The following is a 25,326-nucleotide window of genomic DNA, read 5'->3' on the forward strand; positions in this document are numbered from 1 at the left end:
CGTACAAGAAACTCAAGCCGGGCCCGCTGGCCCGGCTTGAGTCGTATCGACGCGGCGAAGGTCAGATCGCGTCGGACTCCACAGGCTCCGCGGAGAGCAGCTGGTGCACGCCGTCGAGGATCTCGTCGGGGCGGAACGGGTAGCGGGCGATCTCGGCGGTGTCGCTGATGCCGGTGAGCACGAGCACGGTGTGCAGCCCGGCCTCGATCCCGGCCACGATGTCGGTGTCCATCCGGTCTCCGATCATGCCGGTGTTCTCCGAGTGTGCGCCGATGCGGTTCATCGCGGAACGGAACATCATCGGATTGGGCTTGCCAACCACGTAGGGCTCCATGCCCGTGGCCTTCGTGATGAGCGCGGCGATGGCGCCCGTGGCCGGCATCGGTCCCTCGGCACTGGGGCCTGTCGCATCCGGGTTGGTGACAATGAAGCGGGCGCCCTTGAGCAGCAGACGGATGGCCTTGGTGATGGCTTCGAACGAGTAGTTGCGGGTCTCGCCCACCACCACGTAGTCCGGGTTGGTCTCGGTCATGATGAAGCCGGCCTCGTGCAGCGCGGTGGTGAGCCCGACCTCACCGATCACGAAGGCGGTGCCGCCGGGGCTCTGCTGCTTGAGGAAGTCGGCCGTGGCCAGCGCCGAGGTCCAGATGCGCTCCTCGGGAACATTGAGGCCGGAGGAGCGCAGCCGCGCCGACAGGTCACGCGGGGTGAAGATGGAGTTGTTGGTGAGTACCAGGAACGGAGTGCCTGCATCGGTCCACTGCTGTAGCAGTTCGGCCGCACCGGGCAGGGCCTGGTTCTCGTGCACCAGGACTCCGTCCATGTCGGTGAGCCAGCATTCGATCTCGTCACGCGTTCTCATGGCGGGCTCCTTCGTGTGGGGGCGGTGCGGTCGGCGGTCTCTGTGACGCCGCCCTCTCAGACTATCGGGCGAGGTCCGCCGGGCGTTCGGCTGGGTGCTCTCAGCACGGACGCCCAGCCCGCGCTCAGCTGGTGAGCCAGATGGCCACGGCCGCGTCGGGTGCGAGCGGATGCAGCCCGCCGGCAGGCAGCCGCACGGTGGCCGCATCGACGACGTCGAGCCGGCTGCCCGGCACAATGCCGGCATCCGCCAAGGCGCGCAGGATGGCCGGATCGCGGTCGCTGACCCGCAGCACGGTTCCGGAATGGCCGGGTACGGCATCGGCGAGCACCACCGCGGGCACCGGTGCCGTCGAACCGTCCGCGGCGGGGATGAGATCCCCGTGGGGGTCGGCCGTGGGATGACCCAGGTGCGTGTCGATGGCTTCGAGGAGACGGTCGGAGATGGCGTGCTCGAGCACCTCGGCCTCGTCGTGCACCTCGTCCCAGGTATAACCGAGCTCCCGCACCAGCCAGGTCTCGATCAGGCGGTGCCGGCGCACCACAGCGGTCGCCTGCAACCGGCCGGCCGGGGTGAGCGTGAGTGGCCCGTAGGGCACATGGGAGATCAGGCCATCTGCGGCCAGCTTCTTCACCATCTCGGTCACCGATGACGGCGCGATGCCCAGCCGGGTGGCCAGGGCCTTGGGCGTGATCGGCTCCGCCTGCCACTCGGTGTGGGCGTAGATGGTCTTGAGGTAGTCCTCGGCGGCTGCAGTGGGGGCTTTCATGGCGTCTTCAGGGTATCGGCCCTGGCTTATCCGGCGCTGAAGACCAGCACCAGGAGCACGGCGTTGAGTGCCACCAGCAGCACGGCCGCCACGGCCCCCGCGGCCGTGGTGAACCAGCGGTTGGTGAAGTCGCCGAGCAGGCCCCGCTGCGCGGTGAGCCAGACCAGCGGGATCAGGGCGAACGGGATGCCGAACGACAGCACCACCTGGCTGAGCACAAGCGCCTGGGTGGGGTCGAAGCCCACGCCCAGGATCAACAGGGCCGGGATGAGGGTGACCACGCGGCGCAGCAGCAGCGGCACCCGCACCTTGAGCAGGCCGTGCATGATCTCGGCGCCGGCGTACGCTCCAACCGAGGTGGAGGCCAGCCCAGAGGCCAGCAGGCCCACGGCGAACACCGTTGCGACGACCGGGCCCAGACCGCTCTGCAGGGCGAGGTAGGCGCCCTCGAGGGAGTCGGTGCCCGGCACGCCCTGCAGGGCCGAGGCCGCCAGCAGCAGGATGGCGAGGTTCACGGTGCCGGCGATGAGCATCGCGATCGACACATCCCACTTGGTCGCCCAGAGTAGTCGCCGGGTCGCCGCCGGCCCCTCCTGCATCGGGAACCTGTCCCGGGTGAGCGCCGAATGTGCGTAGATCGCATGCGGCATGATCGTGGCGCCCAGGATCGACGCCGCGAGCAGCACCGAGTCGGTGCCCTCGAAGCGCGGCACGAGCCCGGCGACGACACCGCCGGCATCCGGCGGTGAGAAGAAGACGCCGGCGGTGAACCCCACCGTGATGATCAGCAGCAGCGCCACGATCACCCGTTCGAAGACGCGCGGGCCCCGCCGGGTCTGCACGGTCAGCACGATCATCGAGATCACGCCGGTGATCACACCGCCGGTCAGCAGCGGTAGCCCGAAGAGCAGGTTCAGTGCCACGGCCCCGCCGATGATCTCGGCCAGGTCGGTGGCCATGGCCACGAGCTCGGCCTGCACCCAGTACAGCCGCCGGGTCGCGGGCCGGCGCAGCCGCACACCGAGCACCTCCGGCAGGCTCGTTCCGGTGACGATGCCGAGCTTGGCGGAGAGGTACTGAATCAGCCAGGCCATCAGGTTTCCGGCCACGACCACCCACACGAGCAGGTAGCCGTAGCGGGCGCCGGCGGTCATATTGCTGGCCACATTGCCCGGGTCGAGGTAGGCGACCCCCGCGACCAGGGCGGGGCCGAGCAGCCAGAGCAGGCGGGTCGATCCGACGCCGCGCACGGCGGGCGGCGAGGCCGGGGCTTCGATGGCGGAAGCGGACCTGTCGGTTTGAGGCATGCCTAAACCCTACGTCTTTTTTAGGCTCGCCGAAAGATCAGGTGCCATGGTGTCGGTATCGCGGCGGGCGATGACCATGATCCCCGCGGCGGAACCGGCGAAGAGGGCGGCCAGCAGGGCCCAGCCCACCGGCCCGTGGGTGAGCACGGTGGCGGTGATCACGAGGGGTGCCACCATGGCGCCGAGGGAGAATCCCATCGAGAAGACGCCCTGGTAGGCGCCGGCCCGATCGGGTTCGGCCAGCTCGAAGCTCAGACCCCAGGTGCCGGCCGACGAGAGCACCTCTGCGAAGGTGTGCAGCAGCATCGCCACGACGAGCAGCGCGACGGCGGCCACGACCGGCACCGCACCGGACCCCGCGTAGGCCAGGCAGGCGACCAGCATCAGCAGCCCGGCCAGGCCCACCGCGTTCCCAGCGCGTCGCACGTCGTGGGTGCCCCGCGACAGCGGAATCTGGAAGGCGATCACGAGCGTGGTGTTCACGATCAGCAGCACCGAGACCATGACCGTGGGCGCCTCGGTGAAATTCACCACCCAGAGCGGCAACCCGATCTCGGCCAGCCCGAACTGGATACCGAAGAGTCCGGACAGGGCGGTCAGGGCCAGGTAGCGGGGGTTGCGGAATGGCGGGCGGCCGCCGGGCGCCGGAGAAGGGCCGGTCCGGGTGGTCGCCCGAGCCGGCGCGTTGACCCGTCTGGGCAGCCGCCACACCACCAGGGTGCTGGCGAGCGTGGCCGTGCCGGCGAGCACGATCGCCAGCCGGAACGCGTCCCCGGTGCCGATCAGCAGCGGCACGCTCGCGAGGGCCGAGCCCAGGGCGATGCCGACGTTGGTGATAGTGCGGAGGATCGCACGGGCATCCACCCGGGCGCCTCCCGTGAAGGCGCGGGCGATGATCGCAGCACGGGTGCTGTTGGCGGCCCGGTCTGCCCCGGTCACGATGCAGGCGATCAGCAGCACCAGGCCGAAGCTGGTGGCCTGCGCGTAGGCGATCAGGGCCACACCCTCCAGCACCACGATGGCGAACAGCAACCGCCGGGAGCTGATGCGGTCGGCCAGCTGACCGCCGAGCAGGCCAGTGAGCACGCCGACCGCGCTCGCCACCGTGAGCACGATCGCCACTTCGGCCGTGGACAACCCCACGATCAGGGTGAAGTACAGCACCGTCAGGGTGAAGAACACGCCGCGTCCCAACGTGCTCACGAGAGCGTACGCCGACAGGATGCGCAGCACCGGGTCCGTGAACGGCCCGGCCAGGCGCATCCGCCAGGAGCCGCGCTGCGGGTTTGACGGCGCGGCGTCCTCCGCCGGCAACGCGGGAATGAGGCCGGTGGACGGGGAAGGCGTGAGAGGCATTCGTCAGTTATGCCAGCGCACCGAAGGTTGCCGAACTTATGTAGCGTTGGGCTTCATGTTGCGATACGAGTTGAGCGAGGCCGATGTCGGCGACATCAAGTTCGGGGTGTCCCCGCTCTGCGAGATGGGCCTGTCGCTGCGGGCGCTCACAGAACCCGGCCGGTATCCGCTGCAGTCGGCCTGGCTGGCCCGCACGGCGTCGGCCAGGGCAGGAGCCGACACCGCCGTGCTGCTCGCCCTCATCGACGAGAGGCTCTGGACCCCCGACTTCCTCAACCCGCGCCCGAGTTCACCGCTCACCCGGCTGCCCGACGAGCTGGCCGATCTCGGCCGCCGCGATCCACGGGTGGTGCTCGGCCAGCTGGAGAACCTGCACGGACGCGTGCCCCAGCAGTTCAGGGGCGACCCCGCTGCGGCGCTGCGGTTGATCGTGACGGCGCTGGCGGACTACTGGGAGCGCGCGTTCGCACCGCACTGGCCGCGGATGCGCAGCATCCTGCAGGCCGACATCGTGCACCGCGGCCGCCGAGTGGCGCAAAGCGGCCTCGCCGTGATGCTCAATGAGCTCGCACCGGAGATGAGCTTCGCCGACAACGTCGTCTCGGTGAAGAACCGCGAGGTCAACACCCGGGTCGTCGCCGCTGCGGGGCGAGGGCTCACGCTCGTGCCCACAATGTTCGCCAACCGTGCGTCGGTACCGTCGGAACTCGACGAGCCGCCGCTGATCCTGTATTCCGCACGCGGTCAGGGCGTGATGTGGCAGACGGAGAATCCCGTCACCGTGGCCGCGGTCGCAGCGCTCCTCGGCCGAACCCGCACGGCCCTGCTCCTGGCACTGGCCGAGCCGGCGTCATCCACCGAACTCGGCCTGCGGTTCGGGGTGACGGCATCCGCCGTCAACCAACACCTGCGCGCGTTGCGCGACGGGGGACTGGTCACGTCCACCCGCTATGGCCACAGCATGCTGTATTTCCGCAGCGAGTTGGGTGCGGCGCTGATCGATCACCACTGATGGTGGTGCCGGCCGGCGCCAGGTGTCAGGGGTCGATGACCAGCAACAGGCCACCCGGGCTGTTCGCCTGGGCGTACATGTCGTTGATCCGGTCCCGGTCCAGCGCGGCGCTGAGCGCCCGCCGGTAGTGGAACTGCAGGGGAATGTGCGGCGTGAGCCAGATCGTGGAGCGGTACTCGCCGGTGTTGGCCGGGCGGGTCCAGGTGAAATAGAACGACTGCTGGAGGCGGAACTTGGCGCCGATGACGGCTTGCAGATGGCCGAGCTCCTCATCGTCCAGCAGGATGTTGAGCGTCGAGTTGTAGACGAACCGGCCCATCGATCAGCCTTTCGCCCGCGACCGAGTTGCCGATGTGCTCGGGCGTGAGATCGGTTCCTGGTTCATCGCGACGCCCCCCGGGTCGTGTGTTTCCTACACCTCGACAGTGTCGCCCGAACCCGGAACGTGCCCGAGTCCGTGCGCGTACATCGGTGTGCATCGATTTCTCAATGTAGTGAGCGGATCCACCATCGGTCAGTCCCCCGTCCGGGGCTGGTCCCGCGTTCGGGGGGCTTATCGGCCTCGTCCGCGGTCCCTAAGCTGGCGAGGCATCACACGAAGATCTGTCCTCGTCATTCCCATCGTGAGCGCTTGGTGCCGCGAGCGTGATGGGTGACATCACCGGCAAGGTCAACGGCATGGGATTCGAGGCCAGGAATGGGCGACACCGAACACGATCAGGCGCGGCCGGTGCTTCGGGGCTGGTCGTTGTGGCAGTGGGGCAGATTTACCCTCTGGACCGCATTCGCGATCGTGCCGTTGTCGTTTCTGCTGGGCGGGACCATCATCGCTACCGAGTCTTGGGTGTCCAATCCGGTGGTTTCGAGTCTTCTCATCGTCCTAGGGGTAGCTTTCCTCGCAGGAATCGTCGGCAACATCATGGTTCGAGTGGTCCGGGACAAGGAGTTCGCTGCGGGCTACACGACCAGCCGAGGCGGATTCCTGCAGTACGACCAGGTGGACGAATCCACCGGCCTGGTGGTGCGGGAGGCAGGGGAGCCGGCGCTGACGCGCGCGGAATACCGAGCGAAGATCGCCGCGTTCCACGCGGCACAAACGGAACGGAAATAACACGAAAATGACCCCGCCCGCCTGGAGGTGGAGCTTCCTGCTCACCCGAATCCTGTTCGCATTGCTCGTGGTTTCGGTTCCGCTGTCTCGCATCTTGCGATCCCTGTCGGACGACACCGACCGAGCGTTTTCGAGCGCGCTCGCGGGGATCACCGCTGTCGCCGTTGTCGGCATCGTCACGGTGGGTTTGTCGATGCGGGTGCAAGCAAACGCGACCGTTCGCAAGCTGCGGGACACGTTGGCCGTTCAGCACCCGGGCGGGGCTTTTCTGGTGCTCAAGACGAGCCGGATGCAGTCAGACCTGAAGTCGTTGAAACCCGACCTGTACGAGACCGGGTGGAACCGGTGGTCGACCGCGCTGGTGGTCACGGTGGACGACGAGTCCTTCACCATCTGGGATCGCGACGGACAGCGGGCCGCCGAAGTGATGAGCATTCCGTGGAGTTCGGTCATGACGGCCACGATCAACCGCGCCGGGGTTGGCGCCCAGTGGATGGATGCGGTCGTCACCCGAGTGCACTCCGGGCCGATCAAGATCGACCTGGTGTTTCCGCCCGGGGCTGTGCGCCGCGGACTTCTGTGGCCGGCGGAGCCTGCCGAGGCCGCCGCGATGTCGGCGTTGTTCGCTGCCCGCATTCAGGTCAGCCACGATCAGGCAGAGCCGCTCGAGAAGGCGGAATAGCCCTATCGAGGTGTCGGGCGTGTGTTCAAAGCACGCCTGTGAATTCACCCGAGCAATCCGGGTGCAACGGCGGATCGGTTCGGAACGGATGATTTCCCTCCTCCTTCGGGAGGAACTAGCGCCGATCGGCTGATCCGGGGTGTGGTGGCGGCTCTAACGTGAGGGCATGACGAAAATGACGAGGGTGCTGCGGGCCGCTAGCAAACCCGCTGTCGGGGCAGGATTCGTGCTGTTCTGGGTGATGGCCGAGGTGGGGCGATTCGATCCGGATGCCGTCCCGGTGGCGGTGTTGCCGTTTCTGCTGATTGGCATCGCCATCGCCGTGGCACGTGTCGCCCCGGGGGTGGCTCTCGGTATCGGTGGGGCGCTTCTGCTGGCCCAACTCATCGTCCCGGCGCTCAGATTCGACCAGTCGGCGTTTCCGGCCTACCTCGGCCTGGCGGTCGTCGCGGTGGTGGTCGGTGCCGGCCAGGGTGGCCGGTTGCGAACCGCCAGCCTTCCGCTTCTCATCCTGTATGGCATCGTGGCCGGCCTGTTCTACACGGTTCCGGCGCTCTCGCCGGCGGGCGACGCCAGTGTCGTCACCGGCTGGGGACCGGCCAATCCGAACCTCGGTGGCAACATCGCCGGCTGGTGTGCCGGATTCGCGGTGGTCGCGGCGGCGGGGTGGTTCATCGGCTTCGGCATCCGCGCCCGCGACGAACGTAACCGCAGCGAGGCGCAGCGTCTGGCGGTGGAGGCCGACCTCGCCGGCGCGGAGACCGAACTCAGACTCGCCAGCGAGCGGGACCGGATCGCCCAGGACGTGCACGACATCATGGCGCACTCGCTCTCGGTCATCGTGGCCCAGGCGGACGGTGCTCGGTACCTGGGTGATCGCCGACCGGGCAGCACGAACGACTCCCTTGCCGCGATCGCGGAGTCCGCCCGAGAGTCGCTGGTCGAGGTGCGGATGCTCATCGAATCGCTCGACCCTGCCTCTGACGGGCACTCGCACCCCACGCTGGGCGACCTCGACGCCCTCCTGGCGCGGATGCGGTCCGCCGGGCTGCTCGTCGGCCACGCGGTGTTCGGGGAGCCGGGTACGCTGACCGCCGGGCAGCAGTTGGCGGTCTACCGCATCGTTCAGGAGGGCCTGACGAATGCGCTCAAGCACGGTGGGGCATCCGCTGACGCCCAGGTGATGTTCGACTGGCGGGGGCCCGGCCTGTCGCTGACCATTTCGTCCCGCGGCGCGGGCGGCCTCCCGGCAGAGCCGTCCTCGGGGCGAGGCCTGCGTGGAATGCACGAACGCGCGCGCTTGGCTGGAGGCTGGCTGGCGGCGGGACCCGACGACGATGAGCCCCATCGATTCGTCGTGACCGGGTTCGTGCCTCGCGCCGATGTGGTTATGGGTAGCCTGGTGCCGTTTGGCGGGGCCGCCTCATGATCCGCATCGCGATCGCGGACGACCAGGTGCTGTTTTGCTCCGGGATCCAGATGCTGATCGAATCCCAAGATGACTTGGAGTTCGTCGGCTCTGCCTACGACGGTGAGGCGATCCGTGAACTCGCAGCTACCGAGCATCCCGATGTGATCCTGATGGATATCAGGATGCCCAAGGCGGACGGCATCACGGCGACCGCGCAGATCCTCCGGGACAGCGGCCCCGCCGCGCCACGCGTCATCGTGCTCACGACCCACCAGCGCGACACCGCGGTGCTGCAGGCCATTGCCGCCGGCGCCAGCGGCTTTCTGATGAAGGACTCCACGCCTGAATTCCTCCTCGCCTCGATCCGCACGGTGTATGACGGGAAGTCGGTGATCTCGCCGCACGGCTCGCTGGCCCTCCTCCACGATCTGTCGCCGCGGCGGCAAGGCCCGGCCAACGAGGCCGTGATCGCGGGGCTCACCGTGCGGCAGAAGGAAGTCTTCCACCTGGCAGCGCGGGGGCTGAGCAACGCGGAGATCGCGGCATCCGCCTTCATCAGCGAGACCACCGTGAAGAGCCACGTCTCGAGCGTGCTGGCCAAGCTGGGCCTGGCGTCCCGCCTTCAACTCGTCGCCCTGGCCTACGAGAACCGCCTCGTCGTATAGCGGCTGTGCGGCACCGGCCACCCATACCCGTGTCACTATCTTGTTAAACAAGGTAGTGTGACGGGCGTGAGCACAGACGTCTGGACACAACTCCGCAAGGGGGTCGTGGAATTCTGCGTGCTCGGGCTGCTCGCGGAGCGGCCCAGGTACGGCTGGGAGCTCGCCGACACGCTCATCACGAACAATCTCATCGCCAGTATCGGAACGCTCTATCCGATGCTCACCCGCCTGCGCTCCCAAGGCCTTGTCAGCACCTACGACGAGGTCTCAGGCGCGGGGCCGGTGCGCAAGTACTACGAGCTGACCCCGGCGGGAATTGCTCAGCTGGCCAGCTTTCGGGCCCACTGGGGGCCTTTTTCCAGCACCGTGTACAGGATCGTCGGAGGGGACGAACACCATGACTGAATCGACACTTGCCGACGTGGCAGGCCGCTATCTCGCCGCGCTGGACCAGGCGCTGGCCGGGGTGCCCGGCGAGGTTCGCACCGGCATCCTGACGGGCGTCCGGGAGGAACTTGAGGGCTTGAGCGCCGCGGACGCCGCGGTGCGGATCCGCGAGCTGGGCGACCCCGAGTTCATCGCCGCCGACGCCCGCAGCGACACTCCGCAGCCGATATCCGCCGCGCCCACGCCCGCGCGGGAGGCCCGGTGGTACCCGGTTGTCGCTGCCCTGTTGGTGATGGTGGGCGGAATCGTCCTGCCGGTGCTGGGCACCGTGGCCGGTCTCGTGATGGTGTGGTTCTCCACGGCCTGGACCCGCACGGAGAAATGGGTCGCCACGCTCATCCCCGTGGCCGTCGTCGTGCTCCTGGGCGCGACGGGCGTGGTCGTCGCTGTCGCATCCACCGGCCAGGCGGGCCCAGCGGGAGACGGCCCCTCGCCGCTGATCCCCGGCCCCGTCGACGTCGTCACGCTCGGCATCGTCCTACTGGTCGTGGTGCAGGTCGGCGTCGGCATCTGGCTGCTGGTACGGGCCGCGAAGCGGGGCTGAGCCCACCAGATCCGGCCGAGCTGATTCCCGGGCGCTACTCGCGCACGTCCTCCGGAATTTCCACGGGCGGCACGACGGCCTTGCCCCGGGTGCGCAGGTTCTCCCGGCCGGCCTTGTAGAGCTCGGTGAGTATGGGGATGCCCGAGAGCAGCACGATGCCGATGATGAAGTACTCGGAGTAGCGGGCCACGAAGTCGATCTGGCCGAGCAGGAAGCCCACCATGGTGAGTCCGACGCCCCAGGCGAAGGCGCCGATCAGGTTGAAGGTGACGAACGTGCGATAGCTCATCTTGCCGACGCCGGCCGCGAGTGGCACAAACGCCCGGAAGACGGGCAGGAACCGGGCGATGATCACGGCCTTGCCGCCGTGCTTGGCGAAGAACGCGTTGGTGCGCTCCACGTTCTTCGGGTTGAAGAACCGGTTCTGCTCACGGGCGAACACCGCTGGCCCGGCTTTGCGGCCGATGCCGTACGCGAGCTGATCGCCCGCAAAGGCCGCGACGAAGATGATCGCGCAGGTCACGAAGATCGGGAACGGAATGTCCCCGGTGGCGGTGAGCAGCCCCACGGTGAAGAGCAGCGAGTCGCCCGGAAGGAACGACAACACGATGAACCCGGTCTCCACGAAGACCACGGCGGCCACGCCGAGCAGCACGAAGGAGCCGAACCAGCCGATCAGCCACTCGGAGTCAAGGAAATCAATCCCGAAGAGTGTGGGTTGCATTCAAATACCTTCCGGTCGGGGTCATGAGTACGGTCTCGATCGGATGGTGCCGGCTTGCGGCGCGAACTCGCACCTGTCGGGCCGGCAATGAGCACCCTGCGCACAAGGCTAGCGAACCCGAAATGGGCGGAAGCTGAGTATGCGCCGCCAGTCGCGGTCGACAGCCCCGCGTTGGCGGCCGCCCAGCCGGGATACGGTGGTCGAGTGCCAGAACCGTTGAACCCCACGCCAGAGCTGTCCACCTACGGGGTCGGCCCGTGGATCGGCGACTGGCCGGACGAGCCGTACTACGATCCCGAACTGCTTGAGCGGGGCGATACCCGCAACGTGATCGACCGCTACCGCTACTGGAAAATGGCGGCGATCGTCGCCGACCTCGACGAGAAGCGCAACCCGTTCCACGTGGCCATCGAGAACTGGCAGCACGACATGAACATCGGCTCCATCGTGCGCAGCGCGAACGCGTTCGGTGCCGACACCGTGCACATCGTGGGGCGTAAGCGCTGGAACAAGCGCGGCGCGATGGTGACCGACCGCTACCAGCACGTGATGCACCATCCGGATGTGGCGGCGTTCGTCGAATGGGCGCACTCCGAATCCCTGCCCATCATCGCCATCGACAACCTGCCCGGCAGCGTGATCATGGAGACCTATCGCTTCCCCGAGCGGTGTGTGATGCTCTTCGGACAGGAGGGCCCCGGCCTCTCACCGGAGGCCGTCGCCGCCGGCGACGCCATGGTGGAGATCAGCCAGTTCGGCTCGACTCGCTCCATCAACGCCTCCGCGGCAGCGGCTGTGACCATGCACTCCTGGATTCTCCAGCACAGATTCTGACCATCCGCACCCCGCCGGGTCTAGCGTGGGGTCATGACTGTGATCACCGACGATCTCCCTGCCAGGCTCCTGCACGAAGCCCACGACGGATGGCGCGCCATCCTCGCGGGTAAGGGCGGCGACTACTACCAACGCACCATGACCGGTGACGCCCTGCTCATCCTCCCGGGCCAGGTGGTGGACCGGGACCACGTGCGCGCCGCCCTGGCCGCCGCCGGCCCGCTGGACCGCTACGAATTGCACGATCCGGCCGTGATTCGGGTCGGTGAGCACGCCGGCGTGCTGGTCTACCGGTCGCTCGCTTGGCGGGGCGACGTGGTCACCGAGCTGCAGACGTCCACGACCTATCTCTTCGACGAGAACAACGGCGGCTGGTCCATCGCGGCCCATCAGGAGTCGCCCGTCTAAACGCAAAGACTTGCACTTCGTCACGCAAAGTGCAAAGCTGCACTCTATGTCTGAGAGTGCAACGCCAACGCGCGTCGAGAAACGGATGCGCCAAACGGCCGCCGGCCTCACCTCTGTGTCTCGTCGCCTCACGGCGGAGCGCGGCCTGGCGGGCTTCACCATCGAGGAGGCCTGCGACTCCGTCGGGGTATCGCGCCGTACCTTCTTCAACTACTTCGCCAGCAAGGAAGACGCCGTCATCGGAGCCAACCCCGACGACGAGTACCGCAGCTTCGCCGAGCGGTTCCTGGCCCGCGGCGCCGGTACCTGGCCCCAGGTGCTCAACGACCTCATCGACCTCGCCGTCGAGCACATCGAATCCAACGCCATGGATCCGCGGGAACACGCCGACCTCATGGCGGCCCTGGAGCGCGAGCCGCGGCTGTTGGCCCGCTTCATCGGCATGACGCGGGACCGCGACCGCCAGATGCGCGGGCTCATCGCCGAACGGCAGGGCGTCGACGCCGACGATCCGCGTGCCGTCGCGATCGTGAGCATCCTGGCCACCCTCATGAAGGCCTCCGCGGAGACCCTGGTCGACCCGGCCAACGACACCGACTTCGCCACCATTCTCACCACCTCGCTCGATGCCATGCGCCTCGTCCTGGCCGTGCCCACCCACCTCTGAAAGGCAACATTTCGTGACCATCACTTCCGAGGCGCCGCTGCTCCTCACCAAGCGGCGAATCTGGATCATCTTCGGCGCCCTGATCGCCGGCATGCTCCTGTCGAGCCTCGACCAGACCATCGTCTCCACCGCGATGCCCACCATCGTCGGCCAGCTCGGCGGCGTGGAGCACCAGGTCTGGCTGACCACGGCCTACCTGCTCGCGACCACCATCGTGATGCCGGTCTACGGCAAGTTCGGTGACGTGCTCGGCCGTCGCAACCTATTCCTTATCGCGATCGCGCTGTTCACCCTCGCCTCGGTGGGCTGTGCCTTCGCGGGTGACTTCACCCAGCTGGTGGCCTGGCGCGCCGTGCAGGGCCTCGGTGGCGGTGGCCTGATGATCCTCTCCCAGGCGATCATCGCCGACATCGTGCCGGCCTCGGAGCGCGGCAAGTACCTCGGCCCGCTGGGCGCGGTGTTCGGACTCTCCGCCGTCGGCGGACCCCTGCTCGGTGGCTTCTTCGTCGACCACCTCACCTGGCAGTGGGCGTTCTACATCAACATCCCCGTGGGCATCATCGCTTTCGCGATCGCCTGGTTCACCCTGCGGCTGCCGAGCAAGAAGGCCACCCAGCCCATCGACATCCTCGGTGTGGTCTTCCTCTCCGCCTTCACGACCTGCCTGATCTTCTTCACCGACTTCGGCGGCGACTCCGCCCACGGCTGGGACGCCATCGAGACCTGGCTGTTCGGTGCCGGTCTCGTCGTGGCCGCGCTCCTCTTCGTGCTCGTCGAGGCCCGCGCCAAGGACCCGATCATCCCGCTGTCGCTGTTCCGCAACCCCACCTTCATCAATGCCACCGCGATCGGCCTCACCCTGGGGCTGGGTATGTTCTCGGCCATCGGCTTCGTCCCCACCTTCCTGCAGATGTCCTCGGGCACGTCCGCCGCGGCATCCGGTCTGCTCATGCTGCCGATGATGGTGGGCCTGATCGGCACGTCGATCATCTCGGGCATCGCCATCACCAAGACCGGCAAGTACAAGATGTTCCCGATCCTCGGCACCATCCTCACGGCGCTGGCCATGGTCGCCATGACCACCCTGGCCGCGGAGACGCCGATCTGGCTGATCTGCGTCTACCTGTTCGTGTTCGGCGCCGGCCTCGGCCTGATCATGCAGGTTGTCGTGCTGGTCTCGCAGAACTCGGTCGCGCCGTCCATGATCGGCACCGCGACGAGCACGAACAACTACTTCCGCGAGGTCGGGGCGGCGCTCGGTGTGGCCGTGTTCGGCACCATTTTCACCACCCGCCTCACCGCCAACCTCACCGAGGTCTTCGCCGGCGCCGGCGCGAACGCGACGGATGCAGCCAGCGCCACCGCCAGCATCGACCCGCAGACGCTCAACGCCCTGCCCGACGCCGTGCGTGACGGTGTTGTGGCAGCGTACGCGGATGCACTCGCTCCGGTGTTCTGGTACCTGCTGCCGTTCATCGGCATCGCGTTCATCCTGGCGCTCGTGCTCAAGCAGATCCCGCTCTCCGACGTGGCCGGCATGGTCGCCCGGGGCGAGGCGGTCGGCGGAGCCGAGGCCGAGGCTCTCGAGGCCGCTCACCACGGCCACACGGGTGCGGGTGCCGCTTCGGGGGCTGCCACGCCCGCGGACAACCGCGCCGACGACGCGCTGAAGGAGCCCGAGCCCCGCTAGCTACTCGCCGAGTTGCACCAAAATGCCTCTTCGCCGTGTGCGAGGGGGCATTTTGGCGCGAGTCGCTTCCGTCGCTGAATCAGGTTCGGTCGGCAGAGGCGCCATAGGCCAATGGTCCCGGGTGTTCGGGCCGCGGGGGCCCTAGCCTGAATCCAGGCCGGTCTCGGGTAGTCCCCACGAGTGTGCGGCTTTCCCTCGACTGCGAAGGCCCGTGCCATGTCCCTCACTTTGCCCGCCCCGACCACCGTCCCCGGTGCCGACATCAGTATCCCCGTGAGCACCGACGAGATCTTCGCTGCCCACGAGGGCGGCAAGCTGCGCATCGAGCTGGCCCGCCCCATCGACACCGCGCGCGACCTGGCCGTCGTCTACACCCCCGGCGTGGCCGAGGTCAGCCGGGCCATCCACACGGATGCCGCCGTCGCCGCCTCGCACACCTGGGCCAGCCGACTCGTTGCCGTCGTCAGCGACGGCACCGCGGTTCTGGGTCTGGGCGACATCGGCCCGGCGGCGGCTCTGCCCGTGATGGAGGGCAAGTCCGCGCTGTTCCAGCGCTTCGCGGGGCTCAACTCGATCCCGCTGGTGCTCGACACCACCGATGTCGACGAAATCGTCGAGACCCTGGTGCGGTTGCGGCACAGCTTCGGCGCCGTGAACCTCGAAGACGTCTCGGCGCCGCGCTGCTTCGAGCTCGAAGCCAAGCTGATCGAGGCCCTCGATATGCCCGTGATGCACGACGACCAGCACGGCACGGCCGTCGTGGTGCTCGCAGCGCTTACTAACGGCGCCAAGGTGTCGGGCCGCGACCTCCGCGGGCTCCGGGTCGTCGTCTCCGGAGCGGGCGCCGCGGGCATCGCCATCGCCGCCCTCCTGCTGGAGGTAGGTATCGAAGACGTGCTGGTGCTGGACTCGAAGGGCATCCTGAGCAATCGCCGGTTCGACCTGTTGGGCGTCAAGGCCCGGTTCGCACTTCGCTCCAACCCCCACCAGATCCACGGCGGCCCGGCCGAGGCGCTGGTGGGCGCAGACGTCTTCATCGGCGTCTCCTCGGGCACGGTCGACGAGAAGTTGCTCGCCACGATGTCCGAGGACGCCATGATCTTCGCCCTCTCCAACCCCGACCCGGAAGTGGCGCCCGAGGTGGCCGCCCGCTACGCCAGGATCGTCGCCACCGGACGCAGCGACTACCCCAACCAGATCAACAACGTGCTGGCCTTCCCCGGCATCTTCCGCGGCGCACTGGATGCCGGTGCCCGCCGGATCACCACCGCCATGAAGATCGCCGCCGCCGCGGCCATCGCCGACCTGGTCGGCGACGACCTGGCCGCCGATTTCATCGTGCCGAGCCCGTTCGACGAGCGCGTCGCATCCGCCGTGGCCGCCGCGGTGATCGCCGCCGTCTGACCCTCCAGCGGCGCCGTCCGAGTCCGCCGCCCGTTCCCCCTCGTTCCCCCTCGTTGGTCGGGTTTGTCGAGACCCGCGGAGCCGGTCTGTGGTTGGTCTCCGACCGTCAGTCGACCCTGTCGAGACCCGCCTGGACACGTCTGTTTCGGCACACTACATCCGCAATTGAATTCGTGACGAAAGAATCTAGATTGTGCCCCTACAGACCTGCTATAGCCAGTAGCCTTCGCTAGCACCCGTCTGATCCGCCTCCTTATGGAGGAGGTCAAGCCCACTGCCTGGGTGCTCCCCATCGTTCAGTTTCCGAGGAGCACCTTCCATGGTTCGTAGCGCCAAGACACCACGCCTGTCCCTAGTAAGTGCCGCCGTGGTCGCCTCCTTGCTGTTGGTGGGCTGTACTCCTCAGGAACCGGACACGTTCAACGCCTGCCTCGACAGCGCCACGCTGCAGTTCTCAGCCGTCTCGTTCGGGTCGGATACCGCGCCATCCTGTGGTCCCTCTGAAGCCGCAGTCTCCTGGTCTGCGGCGGTGGCCGTGAACGGTGACCAACCCGCACAGACCGTCCCGGGCGTGCCAGCGACCGGTGCACCGGGCGTAGACGGTACGAACGGCGTTGATGGCGCGCGCGGGGAGAAGGGTGATACCGGAAGCGCGGGTGCCGATGGGGAGGACGGTGCCACTGGAGCGGACGGTGGCTCGGGTGCAGACGGCGCTGCCGGCGAAAACGGTACCAACGGTATCGACGGCGCCACAGGTGCGAATGGCGCTGACGGCACCAATGGCACAAACGGTGTTGATGGCGCCAATGGCGCTGATGGTGCTGACGGCACCAACGGCACCAACGGCACCAACGGCGTTGATGGCACCAATGGGACCGACGGTGTTGACGGCAGCGACGGCGCTGATGGCGTCAACGGCACCAATGGCACCAACGGCGCACAGGGGCTCGATGGTGCGACAGGTGCGGCGGGTGCCAAGGGTGCCACAGGCGCGGATGGTGTCAACGGCACGGACGGTACCAACGGCACCGATGGAACCAATGGCACTGACGGAACCAACGGAACCAATGGAACCAACGGTGCGGACGGAACCAACGGCGCGGACGGAACCAATGGCACTGACGGCACCAACGGAACCAATGGCACTGACGGCACCAACGGAACCAATGGCACTGACGGCACCAACGGAACCAATGGCACTGACGGGGTCAAGGGTGAAACCGGAGCGACCGGAGCGACCGGGGCGACCGGTGTGGCCGGGGCGAACGGCGCGAACGGGGCGAATGGCGCGAATGGCGCGAACGGCACCGATGGTGTCGACGGCGCCCAAGGTGCGACTGGTGCGAAGGGTGACGTCGGGGCCACCGGTGCCACGGGTGCAAACGGGAGTGCCGGCGCAACGGGCGCAACGGGCCTTCCGGGCACGAATGGGGCGAGCATCCTCAACGGATCGGGCCGGCCCGCGGACGCCGTGGGCGCTGACGATGACTTCTACCTGGACACCACGAATTTCGTCGTCTTCGGTCCGAAATCTGCCGGCGCATGGCCGGGAACCTCGCAAAGCCTCATCGGCCCGCAGGGGCCGATCGGCCCGCAGGGAATCGCGGGACTGACCGGTGCTGCCGGTGCTGCCGGTGCTGTCGGCGCCGATGGTTCCACAGGGCCGCAGGGCGCTCAGGGCATTCCTGGGGTAGCCGGCAAGGACGGCGCCGCAGGGGCGCAAGGACCTGCCGGGCCTGCCGGTCCCGCCGGCGGCACGGATGCCGTCGACCCCAACCCGAACGATCTCACCTACCGGATGGTGCTCGGCACCGACCCGGCCGTACAGATCACCGGTTTCACCCAAGAGATAACCAACTCCGGAACTACGCAAATGGGTGCTGGCGCCGGCACGGGCAAGGTTTCTTTCGGAGACGTCGTAGCGACGCTCCCGATGAACTCGGCCATGGTCAACAAGCTGATCGCCCTCGCCAAGGGCACCCATCTGGCCGAAGCCAGGGTCGAGATGTGCAAACCTGGTGAGGTCTCTGGGAGCTGCACTCTGGAGCTCTCCATGAGCGACGTGTTGATCGTGAGCCTTGATTTCCAACAGGAACCAACACAGTCAACTGTGGTCGTTCAGCTGAACTTCAGCACCGAGAAGGTCTCGACTCTCCTCCGCACGCCGCAGGCGGTCAGTTACACCTGGGACATCGCTCAGAGCCTGTTAGTCACCGCGAACGGCGCGACCCGGGCTGCATCGACGAAGGACACGACGTACACCACCACGATTTTGGCCGGATCGGGCCCCCCTTCCGTTCTTTCCACCCGCAGCTGGAGCCAAATTTTCACCCAAACCGGCACCACCCACGTTGGGGCGGGCGGGGGCGCCGGCAAGCCGTCTTTTTCCGACATCGTCGCGGAGACCCGCACCGGCCCTGGCACCCTGGCCTTGTTGCGTGGCGTCACCAGTGGCGTGCCTTTTCCCACGGTTGAAATCGCCGGATGCGAGTCCTCCACCTGCACCGCCAAGACCGTCCTCACCGGGAGTATTGTCACCAAACTGGTTCTCGGTTCGCCCTCTCTGTTCGACCAGGTGCAATTCAACTACCCGGCCATCACATGGAACCGTGACGACGACGGCCTCGGCGGTGGCGAGAATGAGACCTTCACCTGGAACGTCGCAACCAATACCGGCGAGTGACCTGCTGCGCTTCATCCTGAATCAGTGTTTCCTAACCAGGCGCCTCATGCTCTCGGAGCGTGCCTTGCTCGAGCATTCGCGTGTCGTTCAAAACAGCGTGTGCTGCACCCGGTCGAGGGGGAGAAGTCCGGTCAGGGTGACGCGCAGTCCGGCCAGCCGGGGCACTCGCTCGCCGGCGAGTAAATCGGCAGCCACGGCCAGCCAGGTGTCCCGGCCGGTCGTCGCCGCCACGAGCGTGCGCTTGAGCACGATCGCCTTGCCGCCGGGCTCCGGCCGCAGGGCGAGCGTGATCCCCGTGCCGGCGAGCCCGGCCCGCTCCGCTCGCTTGCAAAGTCGGTCGACACAGGCCTGCACCAGTTCGGTCGGGGTTTTGTCGGGACGTTCGTAGCCGGCCGTTGATCCCTCGGCGGTGAGAGAGGTGCGTGCCTCAACCGGTCGCACGACGGCGTCGTCCGTGCCCTCGCGGATGCGCCACAGGCGGCGGGCCATGGCGGTACCGCACACGTGTTGCAGCTCGTTCTGCGGAATCCCGTCGACGTCGGCTAGCCGGACCACCCCGATCCGGTTCAGCCGCGTCAGAGTCGTGGCGCCGATGCCCCAGACCTCGCTGAGCGGCAGGGTCGTGCGCAAGACGGTCTCCTCGGCGGCGTCGATGACGAAGAGCCCGTCAGGCTTGGCCCGGCGGGAGGCCAGCTTGGCCATGAGCTTGGTACGGCCCACGCCCACGCTGATCGGGATGCCCAGTTCACGGGCCACCCGTCGGCGCAGCACCTGCCCGGCCTCCACGGCGCCCGCCTGATCGGCCGCACCCACGTCGAGGAAGGCCTCCTCGATGGAGCCCGGCTCGACGGCGACGGCCGAGTCATGGAAGATGTCGAACAGGGCGTCGCCCACCTCCTCCACCTCCGCCCGGGGCACATCGATCAGAATCAGCTCCGGACACTGCCGAAGCGCATCCTGGGCCAGCATCCCGGCGCGCACACCGCGGGCGCGAGCCGGATAGGTGGCGCTGGCGATGTACACGTGGGCCACGACGGCGACGGGCTGCGCGGCCAGTTCCGGCCGGGAGCGCAACGCGACCGAGGCGAAGAAGGAGTCGGCGTCGGCATGCAGGAGCGGGCCGGCCGTCATCGTCGTTCCGTCCCCGCTTGCGCCATCCCTCAATCGTACAGGTGTTCGATTTCGCACGGGTGCCGGCCCGGCATCCGGGCCTGAGCCAGAGGGGCCCCGACAGAGCCTGTTTCGCGCGGAGACGCCCGCATACGCTCGACAGGAGGCCGGGGCGACTCCAAACTCCCCGGTCATCCACAGACACGCGCACCAACGACGAACAGCTTGGAGAACACCATGGAGTACCGCCTACTGGGACGCACCGGAGTCGAGGTCAGCCCGCTCTGCCTGGGCACGATGATGTTCGGGGCCTGGGGCAACCGGGATGTCGACGACTCGATTCGCGTCATCCACCACGCCCTGGATGCCGGCATCAACTTCGTAGACTCCGCAGACGTCTATTCCGGCGGCGAGTCCGAGGAGATCGTGGGCAAGGCGCTCGCGGGCCGGCGCGACGACGTCGTGCTCGCTAGCAAGTTCTTCATGCCTATGGGCGCAGGTCCCAATCAGAGCGGCGGGTCGCGTCGCTACATCGTGCGCGCCGTCGAAGACTCGCTCCGGCGCCTGAACACGGACTATATCGACCTCTACCAGGTGCACCGCCCCAGCCCGCTGATGGATGTCGAGGAGACCCTCGGCGCCCTCACCGACCTCGTGCACCAGGGCAAGGTGCGCTACATCGGCTCGTCCTCCTACTCCGGCAGCCAGATCGTCGAGGCCCAGGTCGCGGCCCGCGACCGCCACCTCGCCCGGTTCGTCACCGAGCAGCCGCCGTATTCGATCCTCGTGCGGGGCATCGAGGAGGACGTGCTGCCGACCACCCAGCGCTACGGCATGGGAACCCTCAGTTACAGCCCCCTGGCCGGCGGCTGGCTCTCGGGCAAGTGGCGGAAGGACACCGCGCCCACCCCCACATCGGCGGCCCGCCCGGGCGCCCGGTTCGACATGACGAGCGTCGCCAACCAGCAGAAGCTCGAGGTGGTCGATGCGCTCGCCCAGGTCGCCGACGACGCCGGGATCACCCTGATCGAGCTGGCGATCGCCTTCGTCATCAACCACCCAGGCATCACTTCGGCCATCATCGGTCCGCGCACGATGGAGCAGCTGGACTCCCAGCTGACAGCCGCGGACGTGACCCTGTCGGCGGAGATTCTCGACCGCATCGACGAACTCGTCGCCCCCGGCGTCACGATGAACCCCGACGACAACAGCTACGGCGCGGCCGAACTCAGGCCGGCGGCCCGTCGCCGCTGAATCCGCGGCGCCAAGCTGGACAGATCTGAAACGGCCGCCGCCGTCGCATTGAGCGGGGGCGGCGGCCGTTCCGGTTAGCCAATCAGGCTGGGCTTGAGGTCGCGCAGGGTGCGGAAGTGCGTCATCCGCACCACGCCGATCGCGGCGAGCACAAGCGCCCCGGTGAGCCAGAGCAGCAGCACACCGGCGTCGTTCAACGCGGTGGCCGGGTTGCCGCCGTACATCAGCTGACGGATGCCGTCGACCGCGTAGCTCATCGGCATCACGTGGTGCAGGAACGCCAGGGGAGCCGGCAGGGTCTGCCACGGGAAGGTGCCGCCCGCGGTGACCAGCTGGATCACCATGAGCACGAGGCCGACGAACTGGCCCACGCTGCCCAACCACACATTCAGCGCGAGGATGATCGCGGCGAATGTCATCGCGGCCAGCCCCATCATCGCGTAGGTGCCCAACGGGTTGTGCACCTCGAAGTGCAGCACGCCGGTGAGGATCCCGAACAGTGCCGCCATCTGCAGCAGCCCGAGGATGCCCGGGGTGAGCCAGCCGGCCAGGGTGATCTTCAGCGGCGAGTGCAGTGCCGTGATGGCGCGGCGGGAGACCGGCTTCACGATCAGGAACAGGGCGTAGATCCCGATCCAGCCGGCCAGGCTGGCGAAGAACGGGGCGAGCCCGGCGCCGTAGGTTCCGGCGGAGGTCACGGCCGCCTTCTGCAGGTCGACAGGGTCGGCGATGGTGGAGCCCTGCAGGTCGCGGGTGGCGGCATCCGTGTCGGGGATGCTGTTGACCCCGTTGGTCAGCCCGTCGCGGAGGGTGCCCGCCCCGGTCTTGAGCCCCAGCAGCCCGTCGCTGAGCGAAGATGCGCCGGTGGCGAGGCTCTCCGCGCCGGTCTTCGCCGAGCTCGCGCCCGTGCTCAGGGTTGCTGCGCCGTCGGCGGCGGAGGCCGCCCCGGTGCTCAGGGTCGCCGCGCCCGCGGCGGTCTTGTCGGCTCCGGCGGCCAGGGTGGCCGCTCCGCTGGCGGCCTGTCCGGCTCCGGTGGCGAGGGCGGCGGCGCCGTCGGCGCTCTGGTGGGCGCCGCTGGCGAGGGTGGCGGCCCCGTCGGCCGTCTGGCGGGCTCCGGTCGACGCGGTGGCCGCGCCGGTGGCCAGGGTCGTCGCCCCGGCGGCGCTCTGCTGGGCGCCGGCAGCCGTCGCGGCGGCCCCGGCGGCCAGCTCGGTGGTGCCGGTCGACAGGGTGGCGATGGCGGTGCCGGCCTGGGTGAGGGCTGCTCCACTCTGGGTAAGGGTGGTGCCGATCGGGGCCAGGGTGGCCAGGGCCGCCTCGACCTGGGTGGGACTCAGGCCGTCGGCGGTGAGTTCTTTGGCCAGGGCGGCCTGCGCGTCGGTGTAGACGGCCCCGGCCCCGGCGACGCCGGCGGATGCCTCCTGCGCGGCCGTGTTCAGCTTTGTGGTGCCGTCGGCCACCTTCTGGGCGGCGGCGGAGACCTGATCGGCCCCGGCCGAGACCTTGGCCGTGCCCTCGACGAGGGAGGCGGCGCCCTGAGAGAGGGCGGCGGTGCCGTCGGCCACCTGGCCCGTCGCCGTGGCGAGCGAGTCGGCGCCCGTGGCAACCTGGGCGGTGCCTGCGGCGAGGCTGCCGGCGCCCGTGCTCAGGGTGCCCGCTCCCGTGGCCAGGGCATCGGCACCTGAGGCCACCTGGCCAGTGCCGTCGGCCACCTGGCTGGCGCCGTCGGCGACCTTGCCGGTGCCGTCCGCCAGGCTGCCGGCACCCGTGGCCAGCTGGCCGGTACCGTCAGCGAGCTGGCTGGCGCCATCGGCCAGGCTGGAGCCGCCGTCGGCGGCGGTGCCCGCGCCATCCGTCAGCTGGCCCGCGCCGTCGGCCGCGTCCACCAGGCTCGAGCGGATGTCGGAGAGCCCGATGAGCAGCTGGTCGGCGGCCTGCTCGTTGACCCGGGCCACGATGGCGTCGCGGATGCTCTGCGCCGCCTGGCTGCCGATCGTGGAAGCGAGGTAGCTGTTGGTGTCGTTCGTGGTGAGGGTGATCGTGGCCTGGTGCGGTGAGTCGGTCGACGAGGAGGCGATCGAGCTGGAGAAGTCGGCGGGGATCGTGACGCTGAAGTCGTAGGTGGCATCGGCGACGCCGGCCTTGGCGGTGGCGGCGGTCACGGTGTGCCAATCGAAGGTGCCGTCGTCGATGAGCTGCTCGGCGACATCCGACCCGTAGTTGGTGGTCGTGCCGTCGGACTCGGCGCCGGTGTCGGCCACCACCAGGGCGACCGGCACGCGGTCCAGGCCCGCGTACGGGTCCTGGTTGGCCCACAGGTACAGGCCGCCGTAGAGCACGGGAACCAGCATGAGGGCCACGAGGGCGACCCGGGACATGGTGGTGGCGGTCAGGCGCGCGAGTTCGGCGCGGATCATGGCGAAGATCTTCACAGTTCGGCTCCGGAGCGGTCGAGGGCGTTGATGGCGTGGGCCGACGCGTCGCCGGCGATGACGAGCACGGCGTAGCCGCGCACGGCGAGGTCGCCGGCGAGTTGCCACCAGCCCAGCGGATCGCCGCCGTGCCGGTCGGGGGAGGTGAGCACGATGCCCCGCACGTCCTCTCGCAGCACGGCCAGTTCGGTGAGCAGGTGGATGCGGGAGTCTGGGGCGAGGTCGGCCATATTGGCCCGGGCCTGGTCGGCCAGCCCCAGCTCGCTCAGCAGCTGGGAGACGGCGCGGCGGTGGCCCACGCGGCCGGCGAACATGAGTTCCTCCGACACCACCTCGGCCACTGTCACATCGGGCGCGGGCTCGGAGACACCGAGCGCGTCGATCAGGGCGATGTGGCGGCGGAGACCCGCGTAGTCGGTGTGGCCGTCAAGGGTGACGGTGCCGGCATCAGGTCGCATCCGGCCGGAGGCGATGAGCCCGAGCACCGTGGGGCGGCGTTCGGTTTCGGCCTGGGCGAGCGTGACGGCGCCGGACTCGAATTCGAGTGAGGTGAGGGGGAGGGCCGAGTCCTTCGGACCCTTGGTGACGTTGGTCAGGGTGATGCGCATGCTGGAGCCTTCTTCGAGGTGGGGCGGCACCCGGTAGCCGGATGTCTGTCCGGGCGGCATGCTCCATTGCAGCGGGGCCGAATCCCACTATACTGACTAGTCAGTACAAAGATCAAGGGGTGGAAGCATGGTTCGGATGACCGGCACCAAGCGGGCGATTCTCGACGCGGCGCTCGAGATCGCGGCAGAGCGCGGCATCAGCGGAACCACCATGGACGACGTCGCCGAGCGCGCCGGCGTGGCCAAGGGCAGTCTCTATTACAACTTCGCGTCCAAGGACAAGCTCTTCGAGGGCCTGCTCGGCGAGGGCATGGCAGCGCTCACCGAGGTCCTGCGCGAGGCCCGCACCGGCCTCGAGGGCTGGAGCGCCATCGAGGCCCTCGTCACCACACTCCTCGGCAGCATCGCGCGCAACACCGCCCTGGCCAAGATCATCGCCGGCGACATCTTCCGCACCGACCGGGCCTGGAAGGAGACCTCGTTCGCGTTCCGGCACGACGCCCTCGCCGAATTCGAGATCGCGATCACCGAGGCGCTGCCGGAGGCATCCACCGTGGGCGCCTCGGCCCTCATGGCCAGCAGCGTGTTCGGCGCTACCCTCATGGCCGGGCTGGAATGGCTGCTCTTCGACGAGGAACGCCCCCAGGCCGAGGTTGTCGCCGCCGTCCTGTGCACCTTCTCCGGCCGCCTCGTGCCCGCCATCCACTAGGTATCCGGCGCCCGGTGCCCCCACCGCCCCAGTTCGCGAACTGAGAGCAAAGGCGCGAAATCGGGCGCGGATGCGTGCTTAACTCACGGTTCGGCGCCGTCTTGGTAGGATTCAGTGTGACCGGCGCAAATCTGCTTGACCAGCCCGAGACCCTCCTACCCGCGGAACCGGAGGTGACTGAGGCGCTCAGCCGAACCGGAACGCAAGATATTGCAACCGTTGTGGCGGCGCATCCGAAGTCGTCGCTGGCCTGGGCAGCCCTCGCGGACGTGACCCACTCCCAGGGCCGACTGCTCGAGGCCTACGCGTATGCCCGGGTGGGCTACCACCGCGGCCTTGACGCGCTGCGCAAGGCCGGCTGGCGCGGCCAGGGCCCGATCCCGTGGTCGCACGCACCCAACCGCGGGGTGCTCCGCGCCCTGTTCGCCCTCCGCCGCGCCGCGGCCGAGATCGGCGAGACCGACGAGTTCGAACGCCTCACCGAGTTCCTGAACGGGGCCGACGCCACAGTCATCCCCCTGCTGCGCTCCGAGGCGGCCGATTCCCAGAGTTTCCCGGCGGCCCCGCCCGCCGTTTCACCAGGCGAGGACCCGGCCCCGCCGACCGCTGCCTTCTTTATCCAAGGAGAAAACTAAGC

At 68.4% G+C, this 25,326-nt stretch carries 25 protein-coding genes; 16 read left to right on the forward strand and 9 right to left on the reverse strand.

Features of this window, described 5'->3' with window-relative positions; all coding sequences use genetic code 11:
- Nucleotides 1–61: 61 nt before the first annotated feature.
- The 4 genes from DOE79_RS14385 to DOE79_RS14400 form a co-directional block, all read right to left on the reverse strand.
- Complete coding sequence (locus DOE79_RS14385) at nucleotides 62–862, reverse strand: HAD-IIA family hydrolase (RefSeq protein ID WP_120339101.1); 801 nt, start codon at nucleotides 860–862, stop codon at nucleotides 62–64.
- A 124-nt stretch (nucleotides 863–986) separates the two neighbouring features.
- Entirely contained in the window at nucleotides 987–1,631 is a 645-nt protein-coding gene (locus tag DOE79_RS14390; protein ID WP_120339102.1) for a metal-dependent transcriptional regulator, read from the reverse strand.
- 26 nt (nucleotides 1,632–1,657) lie between these two features.
- A complete protein-coding gene (locus DOE79_RS14395; RefSeq protein WP_120339103.1) occupies nucleotides 1,658–2,938 on the reverse strand; it encodes an Nramp family divalent metal transporter in 1,281 nt (426 codons plus the stop codon).
- Nucleotides 2,939–2,947: 9 nt separating this feature from the next.
- Nucleotides 2,948–4,294 (reverse strand): MFS transporter, encoded by a 1,347-nt coding sequence (locus tag DOE79_RS14400; RefSeq protein WP_120339104.1) that lies wholly within the window; start codon nucleotides 4,292–4,294, stop codon nucleotides 2,948–2,950.
- 55 nt (nucleotides 4,295–4,349) lie between these two features.
- Between DOE79_RS14400 and DOE79_RS14405 the strand changes: the two genes are divergently transcribed.
- Nucleotides 4,350–5,306: an ArsR/SmtB family transcription factor gene (locus DOE79_RS14405; RefSeq protein ID WP_120339105.1), complete on the forward strand. Its 957-nt coding sequence runs from the start codon at nucleotides 4,350–4,352 to the stop codon at nucleotides 5,304–5,306.
- Nucleotides 5,307–5,331: 25 nt separating this feature from the next.
- Here DOE79_RS14405 and DOE79_RS14410 read toward each other — a convergent pair whose 3' ends face one another.
- A complete protein-coding gene (locus tag DOE79_RS14410; protein WP_120339106.1) occupies nucleotides 5,332–5,625 on the reverse strand; it encodes a DUF7882 family protein in 294 nt (97 codons plus the stop codon).
- Nucleotides 5,626–6,003: 378 nt separating this feature from the next.
- Here DOE79_RS14410 and DOE79_RS14415 point away from each other — a divergent pair, with 378 nt between their 5' ends.
- From DOE79_RS14415 to DOE79_RS20745, 6 genes are all read left to right on the forward strand, one after another.
- Entirely contained in the window at nucleotides 6,004–6,417 is a 414-nt protein-coding gene (locus DOE79_RS14415; protein WP_120339107.1) for a hypothetical protein, read from the forward strand.
- Between the two features lie 7 nt (nucleotides 6,418–6,424).
- On the forward strand, nucleotides 6,425–7,099 hold the full coding sequence (locus tag DOE79_RS14420) for a hypothetical protein (protein ID WP_120339108.1): 675 nt from the start codon (nucleotides 6,425–6,427) through the stop codon (nucleotides 7,097–7,099).
- A gap of 166 nt (nucleotides 7,100–7,265) precedes the next feature.
- The gene (locus DOE79_RS14425) at nucleotides 7,266–8,528 is read left to right on the forward strand and encodes a sensor histidine kinase (RefSeq protein ID WP_120339109.1); all 1,263 of its coding nucleotides are present in this window, start codon (nucleotides 7,266–7,268) and stop codon (nucleotides 8,526–8,528) included.
- Nucleotides 8,525–9,175 carry a response regulator gene (locus tag DOE79_RS14430; protein WP_120339110.1) on the forward strand — a complete coding sequence of 217 codons (651 nt, stop codon included), beginning with the start codon at nucleotides 8,525–8,527 and terminating at the stop codon, nucleotides 9,173–9,175. The genes DOE79_RS14425 and DOE79_RS14430 overlap by 4 nt, the downstream gene beginning before the upstream one ends.
- A gap of 66 nt (nucleotides 9,176–9,241) precedes the next feature.
- The gene (locus DOE79_RS14435) at nucleotides 9,242–9,580 is read left to right on the forward strand and encodes a PadR family transcriptional regulator (protein ID WP_120340354.1); all 339 of its coding nucleotides are present in this window, start codon (nucleotides 9,242–9,244) and stop codon (nucleotides 9,578–9,580) included.
- A complete protein-coding gene (locus tag DOE79_RS20745) occupies nucleotides 9,573–10,166 on the forward strand; it encodes an HAAS signaling domain-containing protein (protein WP_120339111.1) in 594 nt (197 codons plus the stop codon). Before DOE79_RS14435 ends, DOE79_RS20745 begins: the two co-directional genes overlap by 8 nt.
- Nucleotides 10,167–10,200: 34 nt before the next feature.
- Here the strand turns inward: DOE79_RS20745 and DOE79_RS20750 are convergent, their stop codons facing one another.
- Nucleotides 10,201–10,890, reverse strand: coding sequence for a DedA family protein (locus DOE79_RS20750; protein WP_066598147.1), 690 nt, complete (start codon nucleotides 10,888–10,890; stop codon nucleotides 10,201–10,203).
- A gap of 204 nt (nucleotides 10,891–11,094) precedes the next feature.
- Here DOE79_RS20750 and DOE79_RS14450 point away from each other — a divergent pair, with 204 nt between their 5' ends.
- From DOE79_RS14450 to DOE79_RS14475, 6 genes are all read left to right on the forward strand, one after another.
- Nucleotides 11,095–11,724 carry a TrmH family RNA methyltransferase gene (locus DOE79_RS14450; RefSeq protein ID WP_120339112.1) on the forward strand — a complete coding sequence of 210 codons (630 nt, stop codon included), beginning with the start codon at nucleotides 11,095–11,097 and terminating at the stop codon, nucleotides 11,722–11,724.
- Between the two features lie 33 nt (nucleotides 11,725–11,757).
- A complete protein-coding gene (locus tag DOE79_RS14455; protein WP_120339113.1) occupies nucleotides 11,758–12,132 on the forward strand; it encodes a DUF4440 domain-containing protein in 375 nt (124 codons plus the stop codon).
- Between the two features lie 46 nt (nucleotides 12,133–12,178).
- A complete protein-coding gene (locus tag DOE79_RS14460; protein ID WP_120339114.1) occupies nucleotides 12,179–12,799 on the forward strand; it encodes a TetR/AcrR family transcriptional regulator in 621 nt (206 codons plus the stop codon).
- A gap of 13 nt (nucleotides 12,800–12,812) precedes the next feature.
- The gene (locus DOE79_RS14465; protein WP_245976952.1) at nucleotides 12,813–14,489 is read left to right on the forward strand and encodes an MDR family MFS transporter; all 1,677 of its coding nucleotides are present in this window, start codon (nucleotides 12,813–12,815) and stop codon (nucleotides 14,487–14,489) included.
- A 216-nt stretch (nucleotides 14,490–14,705) separates the two neighbouring features.
- Complete coding sequence (locus DOE79_RS14470) at nucleotides 14,706–15,893, forward strand: NAD(P)-dependent malic enzyme (RefSeq protein ID WP_120339116.1); 1,188 nt, start codon at nucleotides 14,706–14,708, stop codon at nucleotides 15,891–15,893.
- Between the two features lie 319 nt (nucleotides 15,894–16,212).
- Nucleotides 16,213–18,576, forward strand: coding sequence for a type VI secretion system tube protein Hcp (locus DOE79_RS14475; protein WP_162942763.1), 2,364 nt, complete (start codon nucleotides 16,213–16,215; stop codon nucleotides 18,574–18,576).
- A gap of 87 nt (nucleotides 18,577–18,663) precedes the next feature.
- On the opposite strand, the gene DOE79_RS14480 is transcribed toward DOE79_RS14475, so the two are convergent.
- Nucleotides 18,664–19,707, reverse strand: coding sequence for a Y-family DNA polymerase (locus tag DOE79_RS14480; protein WP_162942764.1), 1,044 nt, complete (start codon nucleotides 19,705–19,707; stop codon nucleotides 18,664–18,666).
- A 216-nt stretch (nucleotides 19,708–19,923) separates the two neighbouring features.
- Here DOE79_RS14480 and DOE79_RS14485 point away from each other — a divergent pair, with 216 nt between their 5' ends.
- Complete coding sequence (locus tag DOE79_RS14485) at nucleotides 19,924–20,940, forward strand: aldo/keto reductase (protein ID WP_120339119.1); 1,017 nt, start codon at nucleotides 19,924–19,926, stop codon at nucleotides 20,938–20,940.
- A 74-nt stretch (nucleotides 20,941–21,014) separates the two neighbouring features.
- Here the strand turns inward: DOE79_RS14485 and DOE79_RS14490 are convergent, their stop codons facing one another.
- A complete protein-coding gene (locus tag DOE79_RS14490; protein WP_245976953.1) occupies nucleotides 21,015–23,372 on the reverse strand; it encodes a YhgE/Pip family protein in 2,358 nt (785 codons plus the stop codon).
- On the reverse strand, nucleotides 23,369–24,040 hold the full coding sequence (locus tag DOE79_RS14495; protein ID WP_245976954.1) for a hypothetical protein: 672 nt from the start codon (nucleotides 24,038–24,040) through the stop codon (nucleotides 23,369–23,371). The genes DOE79_RS14490 and DOE79_RS14495 overlap by 4 nt, the downstream gene beginning before the upstream one ends.
- A gap of 76 nt (nucleotides 24,041–24,116) precedes the next feature.
- Between DOE79_RS14495 and DOE79_RS14500 the strand changes: the two genes are divergently transcribed.
- Both DOE79_RS14500 and DOE79_RS14505 read left to right on the forward strand, forming a co-directional pair.
- On the forward strand, nucleotides 24,117–24,689 hold the full coding sequence (locus tag DOE79_RS14500) for a TetR/AcrR family transcriptional regulator (RefSeq protein ID WP_162942765.1): 573 nt from the start codon (nucleotides 24,117–24,119) through the stop codon (nucleotides 24,687–24,689).
- Between the two features lie 116 nt (nucleotides 24,690–24,805).
- A complete protein-coding gene (locus DOE79_RS14505; RefSeq protein WP_120339121.1) occupies nucleotides 24,806–25,324 on the forward strand; it encodes a DUF3151 domain-containing protein in 519 nt (172 codons plus the stop codon).
- Nucleotides 25,325–25,326: the final 2 nt, after the last annotated feature.

It is taken from the genome of Cryobacterium soli (assembly GCF_003611035.1).
Classification (GTDB): domain Bacteria; phylum Actinomycetota; class Actinomycetes; order Actinomycetales; family Microbacteriaceae; genus Cryobacterium; species Cryobacterium soli.